This is a genomic window from Streptomyces monticola (assembly GCF_042665355.1).
Lineage (GTDB): Bacteria > Actinomycetota > Actinomycetes > Streptomycetales > Streptomycetaceae > Streptomyces > Streptomyces monticola.
On record NZ_JBHTCF010000031.1, the window covers coordinates 30,601 to 50,662 of the forward strand.

The 20,062-nt window shown below is 72.5% G+C and carries 16 protein-coding genes; 6 read left to right on the plus strand and 10 right to left on the minus strand.

The window, feature by feature from the left end:
• Positions 1–29: 29 nt before the first annotated feature.
• Together gntD and ACFQVC_RS39525 are read right to left on the minus strand one after the other, a co-directional pair.
• Positions 30–1,043: a guanitoxin biosynthesis L-enduracididine beta-hydroxylase GntD gene (gene gntD / locus ACFQVC_RS39520; protein ID WP_381840528.1), complete on the minus strand. Its 1,014-nt coding sequence runs from the start codon at positions 1,041–1,043 to the stop codon at positions 30–32.
• 57 nt (positions 1,044–1,100) lie between these two features.
• Positions 1,101–6,458, minus strand: coding sequence for an amino acid adenylation domain-containing protein (locus ACFQVC_RS39525; protein ID WP_381840531.1), 5,358 nt, complete (start codon positions 6,456–6,458; stop codon positions 1,101–1,103).
• Positions 6,459–6,705: 247 nt separating this feature from the next.
• Between ACFQVC_RS39525 and ACFQVC_RS39530 the strand changes: the two genes are divergently transcribed.
• The 3 genes from ACFQVC_RS39530 to ACFQVC_RS39540 all read left to right on the plus strand — a co-directional run bounded on the left by ACFQVC_RS39530 (position 6,706) and on the right by ACFQVC_RS39540 (position 9,024).
• The gene (locus ACFQVC_RS39530) at positions 6,706–6,843 is read left to right on the plus strand and encodes a hypothetical protein (RefSeq protein ID WP_381840534.1); all 138 of its coding nucleotides are present in this window, start codon (positions 6,706–6,708) and stop codon (positions 6,841–6,843) included.
• A gap of 136 nt (positions 6,844–6,979) precedes the next feature.
• Positions 6,980–7,675 (plus strand): HAD family hydrolase, encoded by a 696-nt coding sequence (locus ACFQVC_RS39535; protein WP_381840537.1) that lies wholly within the window; start codon positions 6,980–6,982, stop codon positions 7,673–7,675.
• Between the two features lie 143 nt (positions 7,676–7,818).
• Positions 7,819–9,024 (plus strand): cytochrome P450, encoded by a 1,206-nt coding sequence (locus tag ACFQVC_RS39540; RefSeq protein WP_381840540.1) that lies wholly within the window; start codon positions 7,819–7,821, stop codon positions 9,022–9,024.
• A gap of 69 nt (positions 9,025–9,093) precedes the next feature.
• On the opposite strand, the gene ACFQVC_RS39545 is transcribed toward ACFQVC_RS39540, so the two are convergent.
• The gene (locus tag ACFQVC_RS39545) at positions 9,094–10,032 is read right to left on the minus strand and encodes a ScbA/BarX family gamma-butyrolactone biosynthesis protein (protein WP_381840543.1); all 939 of its coding nucleotides are present in this window, start codon (positions 10,030–10,032) and stop codon (positions 9,094–9,096) included.
• Between the two features lie 451 nt (positions 10,033–10,483).
• Between ACFQVC_RS39545 and ACFQVC_RS39550 the strand changes: the two genes are divergently transcribed.
• From ACFQVC_RS39550 to ACFQVC_RS39560, 3 genes are all read left to right on the plus strand, one after another.
• A complete protein-coding gene (locus ACFQVC_RS39550; protein WP_381840546.1) occupies positions 10,484–11,101 on the plus strand; it encodes a ScbR family autoregulator-binding transcription factor in 618 nt (205 codons plus the stop codon).
• 159 nt (positions 11,102–11,260) lie between these two features.
• Positions 11,261–12,043, plus strand: coding sequence for an SDR family NAD(P)-dependent oxidoreductase (locus tag ACFQVC_RS39555; protein ID WP_381840549.1), 783 nt, complete (start codon positions 11,261–11,263; stop codon positions 12,041–12,043).
• A gap of 128 nt (positions 12,044–12,171) precedes the next feature.
• Positions 12,172–12,834: a DsbA family oxidoreductase gene (locus ACFQVC_RS39560; RefSeq protein ID WP_381840552.1), complete on the plus strand. Its 663-nt coding sequence runs from the start codon at positions 12,172–12,174 to the stop codon at positions 12,832–12,834.
• Here ACFQVC_RS39560 and ACFQVC_RS39565 read toward each other — a convergent pair.
• From ACFQVC_RS39565 to ACFQVC_RS39595, 7 genes are all read right to left on the minus strand, one after another.
• The gene (locus ACFQVC_RS39565) at positions 12,825–13,724 is read right to left on the minus strand and encodes a methyltransferase domain-containing protein (RefSeq protein ID WP_381840555.1); all 900 of its coding nucleotides are present in this window, start codon (positions 13,722–13,724) and stop codon (positions 12,825–12,827) included. The two genes, ACFQVC_RS39560 and ACFQVC_RS39565, sit on opposite strands and share 10 nt — an antisense overlap.
• A gap of 260 nt (positions 13,725–13,984) precedes the next feature.
• Positions 13,985–14,770 carry an alpha/beta fold hydrolase gene (locus tag ACFQVC_RS39570; RefSeq protein WP_381840558.1) on the minus strand — a complete coding sequence of 262 codons (786 nt, stop codon included), beginning with the start codon at positions 14,768–14,770 and terminating at the stop codon, positions 13,985–13,987.
• A gap of 92 nt (positions 14,771–14,862) precedes the next feature.
• On the minus strand, positions 14,863–15,531 hold the full coding sequence (locus ACFQVC_RS39575) for a LysR substrate-binding domain-containing protein (RefSeq protein WP_381840561.1): 669 nt from the start codon (positions 15,529–15,531) through the stop codon (positions 14,863–14,865).
• Positions 15,524–16,396 (minus strand): DUF6182 family protein, encoded by an 873-nt coding sequence (locus ACFQVC_RS39580; protein WP_381840563.1) that lies wholly within the window; start codon positions 16,394–16,396, stop codon positions 15,524–15,526. Before ACFQVC_RS39580 ends, ACFQVC_RS39575 begins: the two co-directional genes overlap by 8 nt.
• The gene (locus tag ACFQVC_RS39585; protein WP_381840566.1) at positions 16,393–17,640 is read right to left on the minus strand and encodes a hypothetical protein; all 1,248 of its coding nucleotides are present in this window, start codon (positions 17,638–17,640) and stop codon (positions 16,393–16,395) included. The genes ACFQVC_RS39580 and ACFQVC_RS39585 overlap by 4 nt, the downstream gene beginning before the upstream one ends.
• A complete protein-coding gene (locus ACFQVC_RS39590) occupies positions 17,637–19,202 on the minus strand; it encodes an FAD-dependent oxidoreductase (RefSeq protein ID WP_381840568.1) in 1,566 nt (521 codons plus the stop codon). The genes ACFQVC_RS39585 and ACFQVC_RS39590 overlap by 4 nt, the downstream gene beginning before the upstream one ends.
• A gap of 1 nt (position 19,203) precedes the next feature.
• A complete protein-coding gene (locus tag ACFQVC_RS39595; protein ID WP_381840570.1) occupies positions 19,204–20,061 on the minus strand; it encodes a class I SAM-dependent methyltransferase in 858 nt (285 codons plus the stop codon).
• Position 20,062: the final 1 nt, after the last annotated feature.

The following is a 20,062-nucleotide window of genomic DNA, read 5'->3' on the forward strand; positions in this document are numbered from 1 at the left end:
TCCTGGAATACCTGGAATACACGGACGGGTCAGCCGATGACACGGGTCGCGCCGTCGATCCGGCCGGGGCGGGTACGGCGCAGATCGCGGACGAGGTTGACGCGCTTGAGCCAGCGGTCCGAGCCGTCGAAGCCGGGCCGGAACGGGCGGCGTCCGTGCACCACGTTGCGGTTGTCGACGAAGCACACCGAGCCGGTGGTGATCAGGACGTCGCTGAGGTTGGCGTCCAGGTGGTCCACGATCTGCGCGAGCGCGTCGGCGGCCTCCTCGTCGCCGTCCTGGGCACGGAAGAAGTCCCGGTCGATCCTGAGCACCGGCAGATCCGGGTGGCCGTCGAGGATCGCCACCGGATCGCGTCCGGGGCGGCCGCCGTCGAACTCGTGCGAGGAGTCCGGCAGACCGATGAACCGCGGCTGCGCCAGGACGGCGGCGGTCCGCGGCGGTATGCGCCGCACATCGACGTGCGACACCGTCGTCGGCACGTCGCCGTTGCGCAGCGCGAACAGGCCCACCCAGTCCGCCCGGTGCGGTGAGAACGCGTCCTCGGTGTGCCAGGACAGCTCCAGCTCGCTGGAGGCCGAGATCAGGCTGTGCTCGTAGCCCTTGCTCGGCAGTACGTCGGTGACCAGGCGGCCGTCCTGCTGGGTCGCCCAGCCGGTGACATCGCCGAGCAGCGCCGCGTACAGGACGAGGAGGCAGCCGTAGACCTGGCTCTCCTCGGTGTCGGCGACGCTCCAGTGCGCGGGCGTCGGGCCGAGCGCCGCCTGGTCGATGACATTGCCGCGGATCAGCGTGGCGTGGGTGGCCTCGTCGCGGCGTGCGGAGTTGAGATGGCGGCGGACCGCGAGCGGCAGATCGTGCGCGATCACCGGTGCCTCGTCGAGGAACCTCGGGTCGTCGGCCGCCTTGAAGACCCCGGCGCAGGAGGCGGCGAGCGCGTGTGCGGCACGGGCGTCGCGCGCGGACAGATCGAGGACGTGATGGCGGGCGCCCGGCGACGCGGCCACTTCGGCCGGTGCGGGGGCATGGTCGATGACGGTCATGGCATTCCCTACGGGTCTCGGGGTGGTTCTCGCGGCTTCGGTCGTACGGGCGGGTGCTCAGGGAGTGGTGGCCGCGGCGGGCTCGTCGAGGTGGTCGAGGCAGAGGTCGTAGAGGTCCTCTTCGTGGGTGATCCGCCAGCCGTCCGGCACGGGCACGGCGGCCGGCCACAGGGAGCGGCGCCCGGCGTCGTCCGAGACGACGACGAACGTGCCGTACTCGTCCGTGAACGGGTCCTGCTCCCACGGTTCGTCGAGCACCTCGAGCACCCCGTCGCGGTCCAGGCGCGCGGCCCGCCCGGTGCGCCACATACGGGCGGTGCCCGCCGCCGCGAACGGGTCCGGCACAAAGCGCTCACCCGTCGCGCCCGGCAGCCCCGCATACCCGATGGCCACCCCCGCACCCGCGAGGTACAGGGCCCCCGCGGCACCGGGAGCGGCGGGCCGCAGCGCCGCGTCCAGGACATAGGCGCGGTGGCCGGGAGCGGGCCTGGTGGGTGCGCCCGGCGGATGGTCCACGAGCAGCCGGCCCTCGGCCGAGCCCCCGGACAGCAACAGCGAGATGCCCTCCGCACGAGCGGCGGCGAGGACTTCGGGACTCACCCCGCCCAGGACGGTGCGGGCGCCGTGCTGGCGCAGCCAGCCCGCGAGCGCCTGCGGCCCTTCGTCGTACGTCGTCCCATCGGGCACCACGACCGTGGCGCCGCAGGCCAGGGCGGTGAGCAGGCCGAGCGCGGCGTCGGCGTCCGGGTAGCCGCGCACCAGCCAGGCGGCCGGCCCCGTGGTCCCTTCGCCGTCCGCGACCGCGCTCGCCACGGCGGCCGAAGCGGCGCCGACGAGCACGGGCCCGGCCGAACCGGGCGCGAGCAGCACCGGATGGTCCGCGGTCAGCGGGCGCACCCGCTCCTCGTCCTTGACCGGCCAACTCCCCGCGGACGGTGCGATGGTGGTGTCCGGGTCGCGCACCAGGCGGGCCGCGCCCGGCACCGGGGGCAGCGCGAGGTCCGCCGTGGCGTCCAGGAGCAGCGCGACCGGGGACAGCGTCTCGGGGGCGCCCGTCTCCGGGTCGAGCGGCAGGCACGCGGCACCCGCCTTGGCGACCGCGAGCGCCGCCACCGCGAACCCGGCGGGCGACTCGATGGCCGTGGCCACCGACGTACCGGGGCCCGCGCCGTGCTCGATCAGCGCGTGCGCCAACAGGTCGGAGCGCACATCGAGTTCGGCGTAGTCCAGGCCCGCGAGGGCGAGCGCGCCGGGTGCCGCCGCGACCCGCGCCGCGAACAGCTCGGGCAGTGTCGCCGCGGCGGTCTCGACCTCGCGGCCCGACCAGACGCCCTCGGCCTGCTCGCCGCCGGCGCCGAGCGGCAGCCTGCTCAGCGGGCAGGTGTCGTCGTCGAGCACGGCTTCGAGTACGGCCACGAGCTGCCCGGTGAGGGACGCCGCGGCGGTCTCGCCGACCGCCTCGCGCCGGTAGGCCGCGCTCACCGCGATCCCGGCGGGCGCGCCCGCCGCGTTCTGCCGCTCGATGAGAGTGAGCCCGAACTCCCCGCTTGGCGTGGGTGGTTGGGGGAGCTCGGGACGAAGGGAGAGCCCGGCCGCCTGATACTCGACGTCCTGCTCCTGCAGCACCGTGAGCGAAACGCCGCCGGGCCCGGCCCAGGGTGCGTCGGCCGTCCGGTACGCGGTGAGGGCGGCGGCGCGCACCCGGCCGAGCAGCTCGGAGAACGCCGGGTCGCCCGCGGTGTCCACGGTCAGGGCGAGCCTGCGCCCGTACGGACCGACCGCGCGGCGCAGCTCGTCGCTGCCACGCGCCGGCACCGTGGCGGCCACGGTCACGGCCGGTCCGGCGCCGAGCCGGGCGAGCAGCGCGGCGAGCGCGGTGTGCACGACCACGGCCACCGTGGCCCCGCGCTCGGTGGCGAACTGCCCCAGCTTGTCGTGCAGTTCGGAGCCGAGCTGCGACTGCAGGGACCCGAAGCCGTCGTCCGCGCCGGTGGGCCCGCTGCCCGGCAGCGGCGTCGGCGGCATATCACCGGCGCTGTCCCGCGCCTCGGGCAGCGCCACGGCCGGTCCAGGACGCGGCACGTCACCGGTGGCGCGGGCGCCGTAGGCCGTGGCGAGGTCGGCGGCGAGCGGCCGCTGCGACCACAGGTCCACGGTGGCGGGCGGCAGGGAGAAGGTGAGCAGCTGGTCGTCGGCGGCATACGAGGTCAACTGGGCTGTGGGGGATGCCAGTTGGTCCGTGGAGTTCTGTCGCCCATCGTCCCGCGCCGCCACGAGCCGTAGCCCCGCGAGAACCTCATGGCGTGCCTCCAGGTCGCCGAGCGCCGCCTCCAGGGCCCGCCGGTCGAGAGCGCCCCGCAGCCGTATGGGCAGGACCAGACGGCCCGCCGTGCCGGAACCGGCGCCGGACGGGGCCGAGGCGCAGTCGCCGCCGAGCGCGGCGAACTCCACCGGCGTCGGGGCGTCGTACAGGGCGCGGCTGCCCGGGTCGGTGCCGAGGGTCTCGCGGGCCCGGGAAAGGAGCCGGGCCGCGCCGAGAGAGTGACCGCCCAGCTTGAAGAAGTCACGGTCGGCGTCCACCCGGCGCCGTGGCACTCCGACGACCTCGGCGAACAGATCGCGGACGATCTCCTGCAGCGGTGTGCCGGGCTGCGCGCCGGGCGCGGCCGCCGTCAACTCCGGGGCGGGCAGCGCCTTGCGGTCCACCTTGCCGCTGGCGTTCAGGGGCAGGGCGTCCAGGGTCACGAGCGCCGACGGGATCATGTAGTCGGGCAGCTGCTGCTGCAGATGGCCGCGGAGCAGCACCTCCAGGTCGACGGTGCGGTCGAAGGCCGTGGGCGTGTTGGCGCAGGCGTCGACGCCGGTGGCCGGTGCGGCGTACACCCCGCCGGCCGTGGCGCCGCGCGCCGCCGCGCCGGGGGAGAGGAACAGCAGGTCGAGGGCGCCCGCGTCGGCGCCCGACCAGGTCGGCAGGGCACGGTAGCCGAGCCGCTCGGCGAGCTCGCACAGGTCCTCGGGGTCGGGTGCGCCCGGCGCCTCGACGATCCGGGCGGCGGCGTCGGCGACGGTACGGGCCGGGTCGTCCAGGTCCCGCATGGCCGAGAACTCGCCGTGCAGACGGCTGTTGGGCACCCCCGCGAGCCGTAGCAAGGAGGGGTTCTCGCGCTGCAGATACGTCTCCAGGGAGGCGGCGTCCGTCACCTCGGCGCCCCACTCGGCGCGCGGCGCGGCGGTCAGGTCGACGTCGGGCGCCGCGGTGTGCAGGACGGCTTCGTAGCGGTAGCGGCTCAGTTCGTTGTGGTACACGCCGCGCTTGACGCGGACGTCCACGCCGCGGATCGCGGGCAGTTCCCGGGCCAGGGCGGTGAACAGGGCGGGCGAGAGCAGGAGTTCGGTCTCGAACGCGACCCGCTGCCCGACCGCGCGCCGCACCTCCGCCGGGTCCCACTTCTGTGCGCCGCCCCACGCCAGCTCGACACCGGTCTGCATACAGCGCGACAGGTCGAGGTTGCGCAGATCGCCCAGGAGCAGCGAGCCGCCCGGGGCGAGCAGCGGCAGCGCCCGCTCGATCACCGTCCGCAGATAGGCGAGGGAAGGGAAGTACTGGATCACCGAGTTGATGACGATGGTGTCGAAGTGCCCGGCGGGAAGCCCGTCGGTGTCGTCCGCGCCCCGGCAGTCGAGCCGTACCTTGTCGCGAAGGCGCGGGTCCGCCTCGGTCTGGGCGCGCAGGGCCTCGATCACCGACTCGGAGAAGTCCGTGGCCCAGTACTCCTCGCACTCATCGGCCACGGCCAGCTTCGCGAGCAGCAGTCCGGTGCCGACGCCGATCTCCAGGACGCGGCGCGGGCCGAGCTCACGGATGCGCTGAACGGTGGCGGCGCGCCACTCCCGCATCTCCTCGATGGGCAGCGGCTCACCGTCGTAACTGCTGTTCCAGCCCGCGAAGTTCTCGCCGAACTCGGCCGCCGCGGCATCGTCGTACAGCGTCTCGTAGATCTCTTTCCACTCGGTGACCTGCTCGTCGGCCTCGGCGGCCACGGCCTCCGGCGCGGCGGGCACCACATGGGCGACCAGACGGCGGTCGCCGTCACCCGCCTCGTACACCGACACCGCGGCCTCGGACACGGCGGGGTGCTCGGTCAGCACGCTCTCGATCTCGCCGAGTTCGATACGGAAGCCGCGCAGCTTGATCTGGTTGTCGACACGGCCGACGAACTCGACCGAGCCGTCGTCGAGCAGCAGCACCCGGTCGCCGGTGCGATACAGGACACCCGCATCCGTCCCGGTGAAGGTGTCGGGCACGAACCGCTGCGCCGTCAGCTCGGGCCGCTCCAGATAGCCGGTCGCGAGCCCCGGGCCGCCGAGCAGCAGCTCCCCGGTGCCGCCGGCGCCCAGGCGCCGCCCGTCCTCGTCGACGACCACGGCGACGGTCGCGCCGATCGGCCGCCCGATGGGGATGGTCCTGGCGTCGTCGGCGACCTCGGTGATCTCGTGCCAGGTCGCGAACGTGGTGGTCTCGGTGGGCCCGTAGACATGCAGCAACTGCCGTGGCGGGTCGGCCGCGAGGACCTGGCGCACCCGGCGCGGATCGCAGGCCTCGCCGCCGAACATCACCACACGCAGCGGCGCGTACGCGGACGGCCGGTCACGGGCGATCTGGTTGAACAGCGCGGTCGTCAGGAAGATGACCGAAAGGCCGTGCTCGACGACGGCCCGCTCGAAGCGCCCCGGATCGACCACGGTGTCCTTCGGAAGCCCGACGAGGCGTGCCCCCGCCGTGAGCGTCGACCACACCTCGAACGTCACCGCGTCGAACGCGGGGTTGGCGGCCTGCGCCACCACGTCGTCCGGGGTGAGCCGCACATAGTCCGTCGACCGCACGAGATCGAGCACGGCCCGATGGGGTACGACAACTCCCTTGGGAGTACCGGTCGTTCCGGACGTGTAGCAGACGTATGCGGCGCTCTCGGGGCTGACGTCGACCCCGGGCAGGGCGTCCGGGCGCGCCGCGATCTCCTCGGCGTCCGCGTCCACGGCGACCACGAAGGCCCCGAGTCCGGCACATCCTTCGGCGAACTCCGCCTCGGTCACCACGGCCCGCGCCGAGCAGTCCCGCACGATGAGGCGGCGCCGCTCCAGCGGGTGCGCCGGGTCGACCGGCACGTACGCCGCGCCGGCCCGCACGATCGCGAGGAACGCCGTCACCATCGCGGGCCCGGCCCGCAGACACGTCACGACCCGGTCGCCGGGGCCCACCCCGTGGGCCGCCAGATGGGCCGCGAGCCGGTTGGCGGCACGGCTCAACCCGTCGTAGGAGAGCGCCGGTTCGCCCCCGGGGTGGCCGGGGTAGACGACGGCGGTCGCCTCGGGCCGGGCGAGCACATGCTGCTCGATGAGGTCGGAGAGGGACATGGGGGGCCAGCTCCTTCGACAGCGGATCGCGCTTGGCAAGAACTTGCCAAATGCTGGCAAGAGCCGCCTGTGACGCTCTCGTGGATCACTGGAGCTGCACTTGAAGTGGGCCCCGCGCCGTCGAGCGCGGCTCAAGCGGCCGGGTGCACCCTGACCGGATCGGCGCGCCCGCCCCCCTTGGCCGCCGCGCCCCGCCCTCCGCCCCCCCGAGGAGCCCGACGGAAACCACCGACCGCTGGAGGCCGATGTGCACGACATCGACGAGGCATATGTGACCTACGCCCGCCAGTTCCGCGACGTCCCGCCCACCGCCCCCGTCCTGCGCCTGGCGGGCGCCGACGAGGACGAGAACGCGGAGCCGCAGGTGGTGCGGGGGATCGACTGATCCGGCCGGCTTGCGCACCCAGGGAGAGCCCGGCTCCACGTGAGTCTCAACTGACCACGGGAGCACAGGGATTGTTCGGCGTAACGATCGTTCTGTTTCGCCTGCTTTCCTTAGTTGTCGACAGTATGATCGATTCATGATCTGGTTCGACTTCGGTGGTGTGCTCTCCCCGCCTCTGGCGGAGCTGTACGACGCCTACGAGCGCAAGACCGGGATCACCCGGTCCCAGCTCCAGTGGGCGATGCGGACGGTGGCCGACGGAATGGGCGTGCCGACGCTCGCCCCCGTCGAGCTGGCTCTGGTCACCGAGGCCGAATGGGGCCGCTCGCTCGCCCGGGCCCTCAGGGACCGGCACCCGGCGGTCGACCTGTCCCGGGCCCGCCTGGAGACCTTCGGGGAGCAGTGGTTCGCCGGCGTGCGCGCGAACCCCGCGATGATGAGCGCGCTCAGCTGCGCCCGCGACCACGGTCTCAGGGTGGGCATCCTGACGAACAACGTCCCTGAGTGGGAGCCGTACTGGAAGGACATCGTGGCTCCCGCCGGGGAAATCGAGTGCGTCATCGACTCCTGCAAGGTCGGCCTGCGCAAACCCGACCCCGCGATCTTCGAGCTGGCGGCGAGGACGGCGGGGGCCGATCCCGCGAGCTGCGTGCTCGTGGACGACCTCGCGGTCAACTGCGACGCCGCCCGCGCTCAGGGCTGGAGCGCCGTGCACTTCACCGACGACGAACAGACCCTGAACGACCTGGCCCGGCTCACGGGCCTGGCCGCACTTCGCGGCGTGCCCGCGACCACCATGCCGATGGCGCCCTCATCCGCCCGGTGTGCCTGAACCCGCCGCCCGCATCCGCCCGTTCGCATCCGCACGCCCGCCCGCATCCGCACGCCTTCATCCGCACGACGGCCCTCACCGCACCCGGGTCGCTACGCCGCATCACCGTCCGCACCGCCGGCGCACGACGAACTAGGGAGCCCATGGATACCACCACCGTGCCGATCTCCATCAGCGTGAAGGACATCGACCGGCTCGACCCGCCGCCCGCCTACACTCCTCTGACCGGCCCTTCCGACGGCGGGCTGGCACGCATCACCCTGCCCAGCGGTCATGCCGCCGTACATCTGACGCGCTACGCCGACGTCCACCAGGTGCTCACGGACCCGACGTTCGGCCGCACCGAGATCAACGTCGAGGGCGGACCCGGCTTTCTGCCGGCGCCACTGGCGCCCGAGCTTCTCATCGCCCTCGACCCTCCGCACCACGCACGGATGCGCGGCTTCGTGTCCGGCGACTACAGCTCGACCAGTGTGGAGCGGCTGCGCCCGATCCTGGACCAGGTGATCGACGAACGGTTCGCCGCGCTGCGCGCACAGGAGAGCCCGGATCTGTTCCGTACCGTCCTCGACCTGGTCCCCGCCACGGTCAACTGCCGTTTCCTGGGCGTCCCGACGTCGGACCTCGACCGCTTCCGGCCCTTCGGCCGCACGGTCCAGAAGGGGAACGCCGATGAGCTCCCCACGATCATCGAGCATTTCTACAAGCTGTACGACTACGTCATGGACCTGGTGACCGGAGCGCGGCCCACCGAAGCGGACGGTCTCGTGGCACGTTTCGTCAGCGGCCGGGACCGGGCCGAACCGCCCCTGACAGACGCGGAGTTGGCAGGACTGCTGCTCCCCTCCCTGGTCGCGGGGGACCAGAACACCCTGTCCGTCCTGACCAAGGCGGTGTACACGCTCCTGTGCGCACCGGCGCTGTGGCAGCGCCTCGTGGACGACCCGGCCATCGCGCCCCGTCTGGTGGAGGAACTCATCCGGCTGATCCCGCTGGGAACGACCTCCACCTTCCCCCGGGTCGCCACCCGCGATCTGAAGACGTCCGGCGGGGTACTGCACGAGGGCGACATCGTGTACGCGGACACCTTCGCGGCCAACCGCGACCCCGAGGTGTACACGGATCCGGAGATCATCGACCCCGACCGCAGCGGAAAGCGGCATCTGCAGTTCGGCTACGGCATCCACCACTGCATGGGATCCGCCCTCGCCCGCATGGAGATCACCACGCTGCTGACCAGGCTGGCAAGGGAGTTCCCGACACTCACCCTGGACGCGGACCCGGGGACGCTGCCCTGGGACGAGGGGATACTGCTGCGCCGCCCGACCTCGCTGCCGGTGCGTTGGTAGCGGCGGGGACAGGGCGTCGTTACGTCTCGGATCTGGGGAGAGATCCGAGACGCAGCCCAGTCGGGTTCCTCAGTCCGCTTCGGGAGCTATCGGAAGCACGGTGACCACGCCGGTGAAGGTGGTGTCGCTCCCTTGAGAGGCAAGGATCTGAATCCGCTGCCGGTTGTCCAGCTCGCCGACCGGATCAGGGGCGGCGCTGATCCGGCACGGTGTGTCGAGCTCCGTGAACTGCAGGAAAGTCGACTCGAGTCGAACGGGATAGACCGGGCCGCACGTGGCGTGTGTGGCCTGGCGGGCGGCTTCGAGCACCAGCATGCCCGGGGAATGGTCGAGCGGGTGGTCGAAGAGCACCGGGTGGGACGTGTCGTTGCGCAGGGTCCAGAGGCGGTGATGCTCAGTCGGCGCGAGCACCACATTGTCCTCCCGGTCGCGCGCCACACGGCTCGGCACGACCGGCGGAGGAGGAGCACCGGCCGCCGCGATGGACCGGTCCAGATCGGCGTACGAGCCGCGCAGACGCTGGTATATCGACGGCGAGTGGCACGAAAAGCGTGCCTGCGCCGTGCCCAGGTGCTCACCGCCGCGCAGCGCGACGACGTGCAGCGTCAGCGCGGCCAGTTGGCCTCCGCTGCGGTACCGGATGTCGGAGCAGGTGATGTACAGGTCGAGTTCGGTGGGATCGGAGCCGGCCCGCATCGCCGAGGGAACGACCTCGTAGGTCAGGTACTGCCAGATCAGGTGGTACCCGAAGGGCAGTCCGTAGCCGGCGTGGGACAGCAGCGGAAAGCACTGGCGCACGCTTTCGGCGAAGAGCATCGGGTCGTGCAGGCCGTTCTGCGTGAGATAGAAGCGGTGCTGTGTCGGCCAGCGAGCGGAGACGACAAATGTGTCAGGACGGAATGAGTCCCAGCTTGTGAGGAGAACCTCTGATTGATCCTTCTTGTGTGTGTAGTGCGGTGGGATTGTCGAGCCCACTGGGGCTGAAGTGAGTTGATTGATGACAGGCATGGATGCCCCCCGTTGCCTGGATGTGGATGGACGCTGTCGCCGTGCCGAGTTGGCGCTGTCACGCCGCATTGGCAACATAACGAGTGTTCTTTTTGTTGTCGAGAGCTGGCGCGAAGTCGACGGCCGCTTGAGGGTGCGTCCAGAGAGGCTCAAAGTGAGATGTCGCAGCGCCTGGGGCTCACAACCAGGCTCTGCCGAGGGCCGGAACGGCATCCGAGCGTTCTGCTGTCCGCCGCACTTGGCTGGAACGGATCGGTTACGGTGTGTGACGGTGACGTCGGGTCGGGGATCCCGGTGGCTGACTCTCGTCGTAGATAGAGGACCTCGTGAGCCCTTGCGGGGATGGGCGAGATTTTGCCAATACTTGCAGGGTGCAGCTGGCCGGGCCCGGGTGTGGTCGAGTAAAATAACGGCCGTTCGTTTTGATTGGTTCTGGGAGGTAGGGCGCTCAATGGCGGAACCGAAACAGGAGCGCGCCCTTAAGACTCGCGGCGATATTCTTTACGCCGCGGCCAGCGCCTTTGATGAGCTCGGTTACAAGGGCGCGAGCATGCGGGAGATTATGCGGCGGGCCGGTGTGACGCTGGGTGCGGTGTATTTCCACTTCGAGAACAAGGAGGCGCTGGCGCGCGCCGTCATTCTCGCTCAGCCCCAGGAATTGGTGCCGCGGCTGCACTCCGAAGGGATACAGCGGCTGGTGGACTTCTCGCTGGTCTGGGCGCATCAGCTGAACGTCAACCCCTTGATGCGGGCCGCCGTACGGCTCGCCGTGGAGCAGCAGGCCTACGGCATCGGTAACGATGTCTCCTACGGGGACTTCGAGACCCTCTTCGAGGGATGGCTCAAAGAGGCTGAGGACAAAGGCGAGTTGGCGCCCGGGGTGGACCCCGCGATTGTGGCCGAGTTCCTCGTGGGGGCATTCACTGGAATTCAGCACTATGCGCATTTGGCCGGGAGTACCGACACTCTGCCCGAGCGCGTCATTCGAATGTGGCGGTTGCTGCTGCCCGGTGTCGCCAAGCCGAAGGTGGCGGAGCGGATCGAACTGGACCCGGTGAGGGGCGAGTAGAGGCCGTCTCCCCGCTGCCGCCTCCGCGCTGCCGGCAGCCCGGGTTTCGGCCGGACTGTGTGTGCTGACGATCAGGGCGGGCGCCGCAGAGAAAGATCTTGGCGTTGCCCGTTCGGCATGTCACAGTTTCAACTGGCCGAAGGGGAGGGGCTGCTGTACATGAATGGTCAGGATGGAGAAAGAGGCCTGCTGAGCGGGTCGACGATCATGATCACCGGGGCGTCGAGCGGAATCGGCGCCGCCGCCGCCCGTCTGTTCGCCGCCGAAGGAGCCTCGGTCGTCCTGATGGCCCGGCGCGAGAACCGGTTGCGGGCGCTGGCGCAGGAGATCACGGCTGCGGGCGGCAGAGCGCACGCAGCGCCGGGAGACGTCACCGACGTGGACGACGTGGCAAGGGTCGTCAAGGAAACGGTCGATGTCTTCGGGAGCATCAACGGGGCGTTCAACAACGCCGGTTGGGCGACCGCCGGGACGCCGCTGCACCAGACCGACGACGCGGTGTTCACCCAGGCGATCGACGTCAATCTGCGCGGCGTCTGGAACTGCCTCAAGGCGCAGATCGCGGCGATGCTCGACTCCGGCAGTGGCGGCTCCATCGTCAACACCGCCAGCATCGCGGGCGTCCTGGCCACCGGTGCGACCGCACCGTATATCGCCGCCAAGCATGCGGTGATCGGCCTGACGAAGGCCGCCGCGGACGAGTACGGGCAACAGGGCATCCGGGTCAACGCGTTGGTGGTGGGCAGCACGCGCACGGAGCTGATCGAGGGTGTCCTCGAAGCGGCACCGGAACTGGAGGACGCCTTCACCAACCGTTCCCTGCAGAAGCGCATGGCCCACCCCGACGAAGTGGCCCAGGCCGCGGCCTGGCTCTGCAGCGACCGGGCCTCCTTCGTCACCGGGGCGGCGATGCCCGTCGACGGAGGCTGGACAGCGGCCTGACCCCGCGGGCGGCGGATCCCAACTGCCCCGGAAAAAGGGAAGGATGACGCTCGGCTCCCGAGTTGCACAGGGGCGGCGAGGCTCGATGCCTTCGCCGCCCCGTCGCCGTACGACTCGAGAGGAATTCCATGCGCGTCGAGATCTGGTCGGACCTCACCTGCCCCTGGTGCTACGTCGGGCACGCCCGCTTCGAGCAGGCGCTCGCCGCCTTCCCGCACCGGGAGCACGTCGAGGTCGTCCACCGGTCCTACGAGCTCGAACCGGACCGGGCCAAGGACGACGTCGAACCGCTGGTGCCGATGCTCGTCGAGACGCAGGGAATGAGCGAGGCCCAGGCGCAGGAGCACGAGGACACCCTGCTGCGGCTCTCCACGGCCGAGGGGCTGCCGTACGTCATGGGGCGTGACCACGGCGCCACGTTCGATCTGCACCGGCTGCTGCACTTCGGCAAGGAGCAGGGCCGCCAGGGCGAGTTGATGCGGCGGCTGATGCGCGCCAACTTCGGTGAGGAGCGGTCCGTCTTCGACGACGACGAGCGGCTCGTGGCGCTCGCCGTCGAGGCCGGGCTCGACGGCGACGCGGCCCGTGCCATGCTCGCCGATCCGCAGGCATACGCCGACGATGTACGGGCCGACGAGCGCGAGGCCGCCCGGCTCGGCGCCACCGGCGTGCCGTTCTTCGTCCTCGACCGGCGGCTCGGCGTCGCCGGCGCCCAGCCCACGGAGGCCTTCACGGAGGTCCTGGAGAAGGCGTGGGCGGACGCCGCCGGCGGCGCGGCCGGTCAGGCCTGAGGCGTGGCCGCTCCGGGAGTGCGGGTCCCGGGGCGGGGGACGGTGCCGAGCGCCAGCACATTGCCCTCGCTGATGTAGCCGTCCGGGTCGTCGAGGGGATGCCCCGGGCCGTCCGGCTCGCGCAGCCGCCGCCAGCGATCGGCAAGACCCAACCGCTCGGCCTGTGCGGCCAGTTGGGCGCTGGACGCGCCGTAGAAGGCACGGGCGGCCGGAGTCAGCGGGGCGTGGTGCTCGATCAGGACGGTGCGCTGACGAACCGCGGTGAGGCCCGCGCGGCGCAGATGGCGGTAGAGCTCGCGCGAGCGGAGCAGCTGACGGGCATAGCCTGAGTCGGCGCTCGCCGCGCGGAAGAAGTCCGCGAACAGATACGGGTCGCCGGGGCGTGCCGTGATCAGGTGGGCGTCCAGATCCTTGACGGCGACGATCCCGCCGGGGCGTACGACACGCTTCAACTCAGCGAGCACTGTGGCAAGTTGGGTGTCGTCGAAGTACTGCACGGTGTTGGCGCACCACGCCGCGTCGAAGGCGCCGTCCGGGTACGGCAGGGCGAAGAGGCTGCCCCGCACCACGCGCACCGGCGACACCGATTCGCGCGCCCGCCGGGCGGCGAGGGCGGCGTTCTCCTGGGCCAGGTCGATGGCGCAGACCCGGCCCTCCGGACCCACGCGGTGCGCCAGGTGCGGCAGAAAGTCCCCCGGCCCGCAGCCGGCGTCGAGAACCCGCCACCCCGGGCGGATCCCCACCTCGTCGAGCAGTCCCAGATACGCCTCTTCGCAGGCGCGGAAGTGCTGGTCGACGATGGTGTGATGGGTGAACCCAAGCCCGTTGGACGAGGCGTGCCCCCACGCCTGATGATCCGCACCCTGCCGGCCCCCACCCTGCGGGCCCACTGCTTGCCGACCCGAAGCCTGGTGGGATGCGTCGTGCCGCCCGACGACCTGGTGCCCCAAATCCTGTCCGCCCGGGTTCTGCTGGCCCCCCGCCGGATGGTTCCTACCCCGCTGGTCCGGGTTCTGTTGGTCCTCCGCCGAGTGGTCCGTGCCCCGTAGGTCCGGCGCGTCGTGGTCTCCCGGCTGGTGGTTCGGGGCCCGTTGGCCCCGGGCTTCTTGGTCCGCCTTGGTGCGGTCGCTCTCTTCGTGGCCCGGAGTCCTCAGCATGCGGGGGTCCCGGTGCGGGCGAGGAGGGTGGTCAGTTCTGCGGTGACCGTCTCCGGCGACTCGAGTGGTGGCAGATGCCCCGCGCCCGGCACGGTCACGAGCCGTCCGTGCGGCAGCAGTTCCGCGGTGGTGCGGGACTCCTCCGCCGTGACCAGATCGTCCTCGGCGCCGGCGAGCACCACCGCGGGCACCCGCAGCGCGCGCAGCGTTTCCGAGGCGTCCTGCCGCTGCGCTATGGCCCGCTGGGCCCAGGCGAGCGCCGTCGGGTCGGCCGCCGCGGCATCGGCGCGCACGCGGGCCGCGAGACCGGGGCGGTCCTCGCGGGTCGTCGCGCCCACCAGCTGCTCGCCCGCGAGCTTCAGGACGGGCGCGCGCCGCGTCTCGTCCCGCATGAGGTCCGCGAACAGCAGCCGCTGTTCCCGGACTTCGGGGCTGTCGGCGGTGGCGCGGGCCGACAGCAGGGCGAGCGCCGCGCACCGCCCGGGATGGCGGCGCAGAAACGTCATGGCCACGTACGCGCCCATGGAGCAGCCGACGAGTACGGCCCGGCCGGTACCGCGGTCGTCGAGGGCCCGCGCCAGATCGTCGGCGACCACATCGAGCGACGGCGGTACGTCGCCGAGCGGGGCGGTGCCGAAGCCGCGCTGGTCGAACGCGAGCACCTCGTGTCCGCTCGCGCGCAGCGCGGATGTCTGTGCCGCCCACATCCCCGAGTCCAGGGACAGGGCGTGCAGCAGGACGACGGCGGCCGGGGGAGCCGGGGGAGTGGGGGCGGTCATCGGGCGGCTCCTGCCTCGGCGGTCGTGGTGGTCCGCGACGCGGGGCCGGGGACCGGGGGCCGGGTTGGCCCCGGTGGTGTCGCGGGGGGTGGTCATTGGGACGCTCGCGCTTCCGCCGCCGTGATGAACTCCAGCACGTGCGCGGGCACGTCACCGCGCCGCCAGGCCAGCGTGACGGGGGCGGGCGGCAGATCATGGACCGGCACCACGCGGACCGCCGGCGGGGCGACATCGGCCACCGACAGGACCGACAGGTGTACCGCCGTGCCCTCGGTGACCAGGCGCATCATCTCCGGCACCGCCGAGAACCGGTGCGCGCGGCGCAGCGGCAGACCGGACGGGGTGTGCCGGGGCACCACCTCGTCCCAGATGTCCGGCGGAAACATGCCCGGCGGCCCGAAGACCGCGAAGTCGGCGATGTCCTCGACCGACACCGAAGCACAGTGGGCGAGCGGATGGCCCACGCCGACGACCGCGGCCCGGGGGTCGAGGGCGAGCACCCTGCTGGTCACCAGATCCGGCTCGCGGACCCCGAACTTCGCCACCATCACATCGAGTTCACCCGCGCGCAGCAGCCAGAACGGATCGGCGATGTCGTACTCCGTCATCCGTACCGCCGAGGTGTCACGGCCGGCGAGCCGCAGGATGCGCATGGCCACGTCGACGGAGCCATGGTGGCCGAAGCGGATCAGGTCCGCCTCGGGCAGCGAGGCCGACAGGGCCGGGTGCGTCAGCAGCGGGCCGGGGGTGTGATCAGACAAGGCGCGTCTCCTCGGTCAGGCCGGCGGCGGCCTTCAGCCGGCCGGGCAGGTGGTGTTCGGCGGCGACCCGCACGGCGGCGAGGCGGCCGGGAACCCCGACGAGGCGCGGTACCTGATGGAGTGTCAGCCGGTCGCCGCCGGCGATGAGACCGTCGAGGACGGCCTCGGCCAGGACGTGGTTGAGATGCACGAGCGCCTCGGCGAGCGTGCAGCCGGAGGTGGCCAGATACAGGCCCCGGTGGACGGGCGGGCGAGCACCGGGCGCCGGAGTGCCCGGTACCTCGATGACGGTGTCCGGACGGTCGGGCAGGGCGGCCCGCCCGACGAACAGCTTGAGCAGCCTGCGCAGCGCGGCCGTCTCCGCGGCGGGCCCGGGCGAGGTCCAGGCCGCCGACAGGTCGTCCGCGACCTGGGCGAACGGAAAGCGCCTCGTCAGCTGTTCCGGATTGCCCGCGAGAAACACCGTACGAGTGAAGGAGCGCCGCCACAGCGCGGATTGAGCGGGTGTCAGGGAGAGGGCGTAGCCGCAGGTGGCCCGCGACCACGCGGCCAGGTCGACACTGCGCAGCACCACGGCCGCGAGCGTGCCGCCGTCCCCGTCCCCGTCCCTGCCCGCCCCCGTACCGGCGCCCGTGCTTTCGCCGTCGCCGCCGTTCTCGCCGCCGCCCTCGATGTCCCGCTGCGCCGCGAGAAGCCCGTCGAACGACATCAGATCGTGCCGGCCGGCGAGCTCGGGCCGGGCCGCGGTGATGCGGCGCGCGGCCGCTTCGAGCAGAAGGGCCTGGCTGATGCACGTGCCGGGCACCCCGTCCGGCAGCTCCGCGGCCACCAGGGCGCCCGGGACCGTGGGCGCGCCCGCGTTCACAGGTACACCGCGTTCAGCAGGTCCGCGCCCGGCGCGGCGGAGCGCCTGCCGAGGAGGCCGGCGGTCAACCGGTAGGGGTCGACGAAGAGATGGTCCTTTCGGTGCCTGGTGAGCCGGTCCGTGAGATCGGGCGGGTCGGCGGCAGGGCCGGCGGCGGCCGCCGCGTCGAGGAGGCGCCCGGAGCGGCCGATCCACTGGTGCAGCAGACGGGCCCGGAAGGACTCCCGGCGGCCGGGGCCGAGCGCCCCGATGAAGTACAGCCGCATGCCGAGACGCACCGCGGCCGCGTCGTGCTGTGCGAGGGCGGTGTCGAGGAGCACGCCGGCGTGGTGGTCCTGCCAGCCGCCGTGGCGGGCGGAGAGGATCCGCCCGTCGACGGGCACCCGGCCGACCGACACCCGGCGCACGGCGGGCCCGAGCGCGCCGATGACCCGCTGCAGCAGCTGGTAGTCGGAGTCGAGGTCGCTGTCGTAGAGCAGCACCACCTCGTCGAAGTCCGCGGCCATCGGCAGGAGTTCACGCAGCGCGCAGGCCAGGTAGTTGGGCCGCCCGGACGCGCTGACCAGCGGGCGCAGGGGCAGCCCGTGGCGGGTCAGGTCCAGATAGACGGGCCCGCCCGCCGCGCGCTGGTCCAGGCACAGACCCAGTTCCCCGAGCCGCTCCAGGGCCGCGTCCAGGCTCAGCCCAGGCGGCTGATGCGTCTGCAGGCCCGGGTCGTGCAGGCCGAGCGCGGCGTAGTGCCGCGACCACAGGCGCAGGACACGGGCCGACGCGGGGTGCACCCAGCCGCGTTCCGCCGCGTCCGTATACGGGCGCAGGGCCGCGGCCGGGGCGCGCTCGGCGCCGCGGAACGCGACGTAGAGCCGTCCGACGGCCTCCTCGTCAAGCTGCTCGTAGTCGAGGTCGCCATAGCTGCGGTCGAGGAACTCCCAGAATCCCGCGGTCTGTTCGGTCGCGTGGAAGGTGGTGTGGCTGCACTGGTAGGTGACATCGGCGAGGGCGCTCGTGGCCCGGTACATGACGTCCGTCCACAGCAGGCCCTTGAGATGACTGGGCGTCAGCGGCTTGGACGGGGTCACGGTGACGGGCGCGATCAGGACCCGGGGGCGGCCGGGCCGGGCACCGGGCGGCCGGTGCTGTTCCTGCGCACGGGTCCCCGCGGCGGCAGCGGTCGCCGGACCGGCGGGCTCCTGCCGAACGGCGCCTCGGGCGAAGGGCGTGTCCTCCAGCGGCGGTGCCGTCATCCCGCCAGGCCTTTCGCCGCCAGGGAGCGGGACGCACCCGCGAGAGCGGCCGCGGCAGCGCTGCCGGAACGCCTGGGCCCGGGCACGGAGACCGCCGCGCCCGCGGCAGGTGCGGCCTCGGCCGCGATGACCTGGCGCACGAGCTCGGCACGGGCCGGCGGCCGTGGCCGCCCGTCCCCGGCCGACGGCGGGGTCCGCCGTACGCGGGCCAGGAACTCCGCGTCGGAGAACAGCTCCGCCGGGGTGGACAGGGTCATCAGCATCCGCGTGAGACCCCGCCAGACCGTGCCGTCCCGCTGCGCCGCCGCCGCGATCTCCTCGATCGTGGGCAGACAGCCCTCGGAGGCCGAACCGGCCCACGCGGGAGTGCCGTTGACCGCCGACCGCCAGCGGGCGATCCGGGCACGGTCGCTCGCCACGGACTGCGTGTACCAGGGCAGGAACAGCTCCTCCGTCATCCGTGCGACGGCCCGGCGCTGGGCCGCGTCGATCCGGGGGCGCTCGGTGAGCACATCGGCGAGGCGGAAGGCATGGGCGAGGGCGAGCGAGAGCCCGCGGCCGAACAGGGGGTTGGTGACACAGGCGGCGTCGCCCACCGGGAACAGGCCCGCCACCGGGTACTGGCGTGAACTGGCCGGACCCCAGAGGGAGTTGGGCGGACTGGTCATGGTGTGCACCGTCGAGAGCGGCTCGCTCACCTGCGGGTCGAGCCAGGGGCCGATGCCCGGGGTGGCCGTGGCCGCCGCCGTGAACCCGGCTTCGGTGCGCAGCCCGGACAGGGCGCGGTCGCCCGGCAGGGTGCCCAGGGCAATGGAGAAGGTGCCGTTGTCGCCGGGGTGCAGCACACCGGCGTAGTGGTCCCAGATGTCGCCGACACCGTGCCCGCGGTTGAGCGCCGAGGGGAACTCGCCGCTCGCCGACGGGCGCTTCAGGCGGTAGCAGCGGGAGTAGCCGCTCAGCCCCGAAGGTCCGCTCAGGTCCTCGGCGAGCGGAATGCCGCAGCCGCGCAGCCAGGACCGTGACAGGGCCCGGCGGCCGGTGGCGTCCACCACGACGTCGGCGGGGATACGGCCGCCGGTGCGGGTGACGACGGCGCGTACCCGGCGCCCGTCCTGATCGAGCTCCAGGGCGTCGACCGTCGTACCGTGCCGGAAGGTGACCCCTGGCAGTGCGGACACATGCCGGTGCAGGACCAGTTCCAGGACCGGACGCCGGCAGCCGAGCGCCACCAGGTCGTCATCGCCCGGCTCACGTTCGCGGCCCGTGGCAGCGGCCGGCAGTGCCCGGGTCAGATCGAGCTCGCGCGCACCGGCCGCCAGGGCCTGCGCCAGGACGCGGGGCGCGCGCTCGCGCAGGACGCGCACGCCGAGCGAGGTGAGCGTGTGCGACTGCAGTGTCTGCGGCACCGTGGGCCGCTCCCACAGCGGTGCGGTCTGCGCTGCGGGGCCCGTCGGAGGTTCGGGCGCACGCTCCAGGACCAGGACGCGGTAACCGGCCCCGGACAGCGCGAGAGCGGAGGCGAGTCCGGCGACGCTGCCGCCGACGATCACAGCGGTGGCCATGTCAGCGCCTCCGTCCGTGGACGAAGAACACCCGGCGCACATCGCGCTCGGACCGGGGCGGTACGGGATCGGGCCAGCGCCCGAAGTCGGCGCCCTCTTCGCCCGGTTGCGGCGCCGCCACCGTGAAGCCGTACGTGTCGAAGAGCGCCTCGGGCTCGTCGGTGCCGAACAGCCAGGGGCAGCCCCAGCCGGCGAACACATCGAGCAGTCCGCGCATGTGCGGCAGGGTCAGGGCGGCGGAGTTCACGATGTCCGCGGCGATCCGGCTGCCGGGCGCCGAGATGGCGGCGACCCGCTGCAGGATGCGGTGGGCGTCGGCCTCGGGGATGTAGTAGAGCAGCCCTTCGAGGAGCCAGGTGGAGGGCACGGCCGGGTCGTAACCGGCGGCCTCGAGGTCGGACTCCCAGTCGGGTGCGGTGAGGTCCACGGCGACCTTGCGGTGGTCCACGCGCGGCTCCGCGGCGCCGAGCCGCTCCTCCTTGTACGCGAGGACGGCGGGCCGGTCGACCTCGAACCAGCGCACCCGCGAGGGCCAGTCGAGGCGGTGGGCGCGGGAGTCCATACCGGAGGGGGCGAGGACGATCTGCGTGGTCGCCGGGTCCTCGGCGGCCGTCTGCAGGTAGTCGTCGAAGAACCGGGTGCGGATCGCGTTGTAGTCGGGAGTGCTCGGCAGGGTGCGGGCCCGGCCCGGCGGGAAGGTGGCGGTGCGCACCTCGGCGAGCAGTCCGGGGCCGATGTCCCCGGCGAGCGCGGCGGCGTAGGGGTCTTCGTAGAGGCGGTCGGGGCGCCGGGTCTCGGCTGCCCGCAGGGCCGCCGTGAGCAGGGCGGTGCGCTCCACGGCGTCCAGTGCGACGGTCATG

Bases quoted from the DNA above. Each gene is read 5' to 3' on its own strand.
- ACFQVC_RS39585 (WP_381840566.1), bottom strand. From the start codon at position 17,640: ATGACGGCACCGCCGCTGGAGGACACGCCCTTCGCCCGAGGCGCCGTT.
- ACFQVC_RS39540 (WP_381840540.1), top strand. From the start codon at position 7,819: ATGGATACCACCACCGTGCCGATCTCCATCAGCGTGAAGGACATCGAC.
- ACFQVC_RS39535 (WP_381840537.1), top strand. From the start codon at position 6,980: ATGATCTGGTTCGACTTCGGTGGTGTGCTCTCCCCGCCTCTGGCGGAG.
- ACFQVC_RS39590 (WP_381840568.1), bottom strand. From the start codon at position 19,202: ATGGCCACCGCTGTGATCGTCGGCGGCAGCGTCGCCGGACTCGCCTCC.
- gntD (WP_381840528.1), bottom strand. From the start codon at position 1,043: ATGACCGTCATCGACCATGCCCCCGCACCGGCCGAAGTGGCCGCGTCG.
- ACFQVC_RS39525 (WP_381840531.1), bottom strand. From the start codon at position 6,458: ATGTCCCTCTCCGACCTCATCGAGCAGCATGTGCTCGCCCGGCCCGAG.
- ACFQVC_RS39550 (WP_381840546.1), top strand. From the start codon at position 10,484: ATGGCGGAACCGAAACAGGAGCGCGCCCTTAAGACTCGCGGCGATATT.
- ACFQVC_RS39595 (WP_381840570.1), bottom strand. From the start codon at position 20,061: ATGACCGTCGCACTGGACGCCGTGGAGCGCACCGCCCTGCTCACGGCG.
- ACFQVC_RS39555 (WP_381840549.1), top strand. From the start codon at position 11,261: ATGAATGGTCAGGATGGAGAAAGAGGCCTGCTGAGCGGGTCGACGATC.
- ACFQVC_RS39545 (WP_381840543.1), bottom strand. From the start codon at position 10,032: ATGCCTGTCATCAATCAACTCACTTCAGCCCCAGTGGGCTCGACAATC.
- ACFQVC_RS39560 (WP_381840552.1), top strand. From the start codon at position 12,172: ATGCGCGTCGAGATCTGGTCGGACCTCACCTGCCCCTGGTGCTACGTC.
- ACFQVC_RS39570 (WP_381840558.1), bottom strand. From the start codon at position 14,770: ATGACCGCCCCCACTCCCCCGGCTCCCCCGGCCGCCGTCGTCCTGCTG.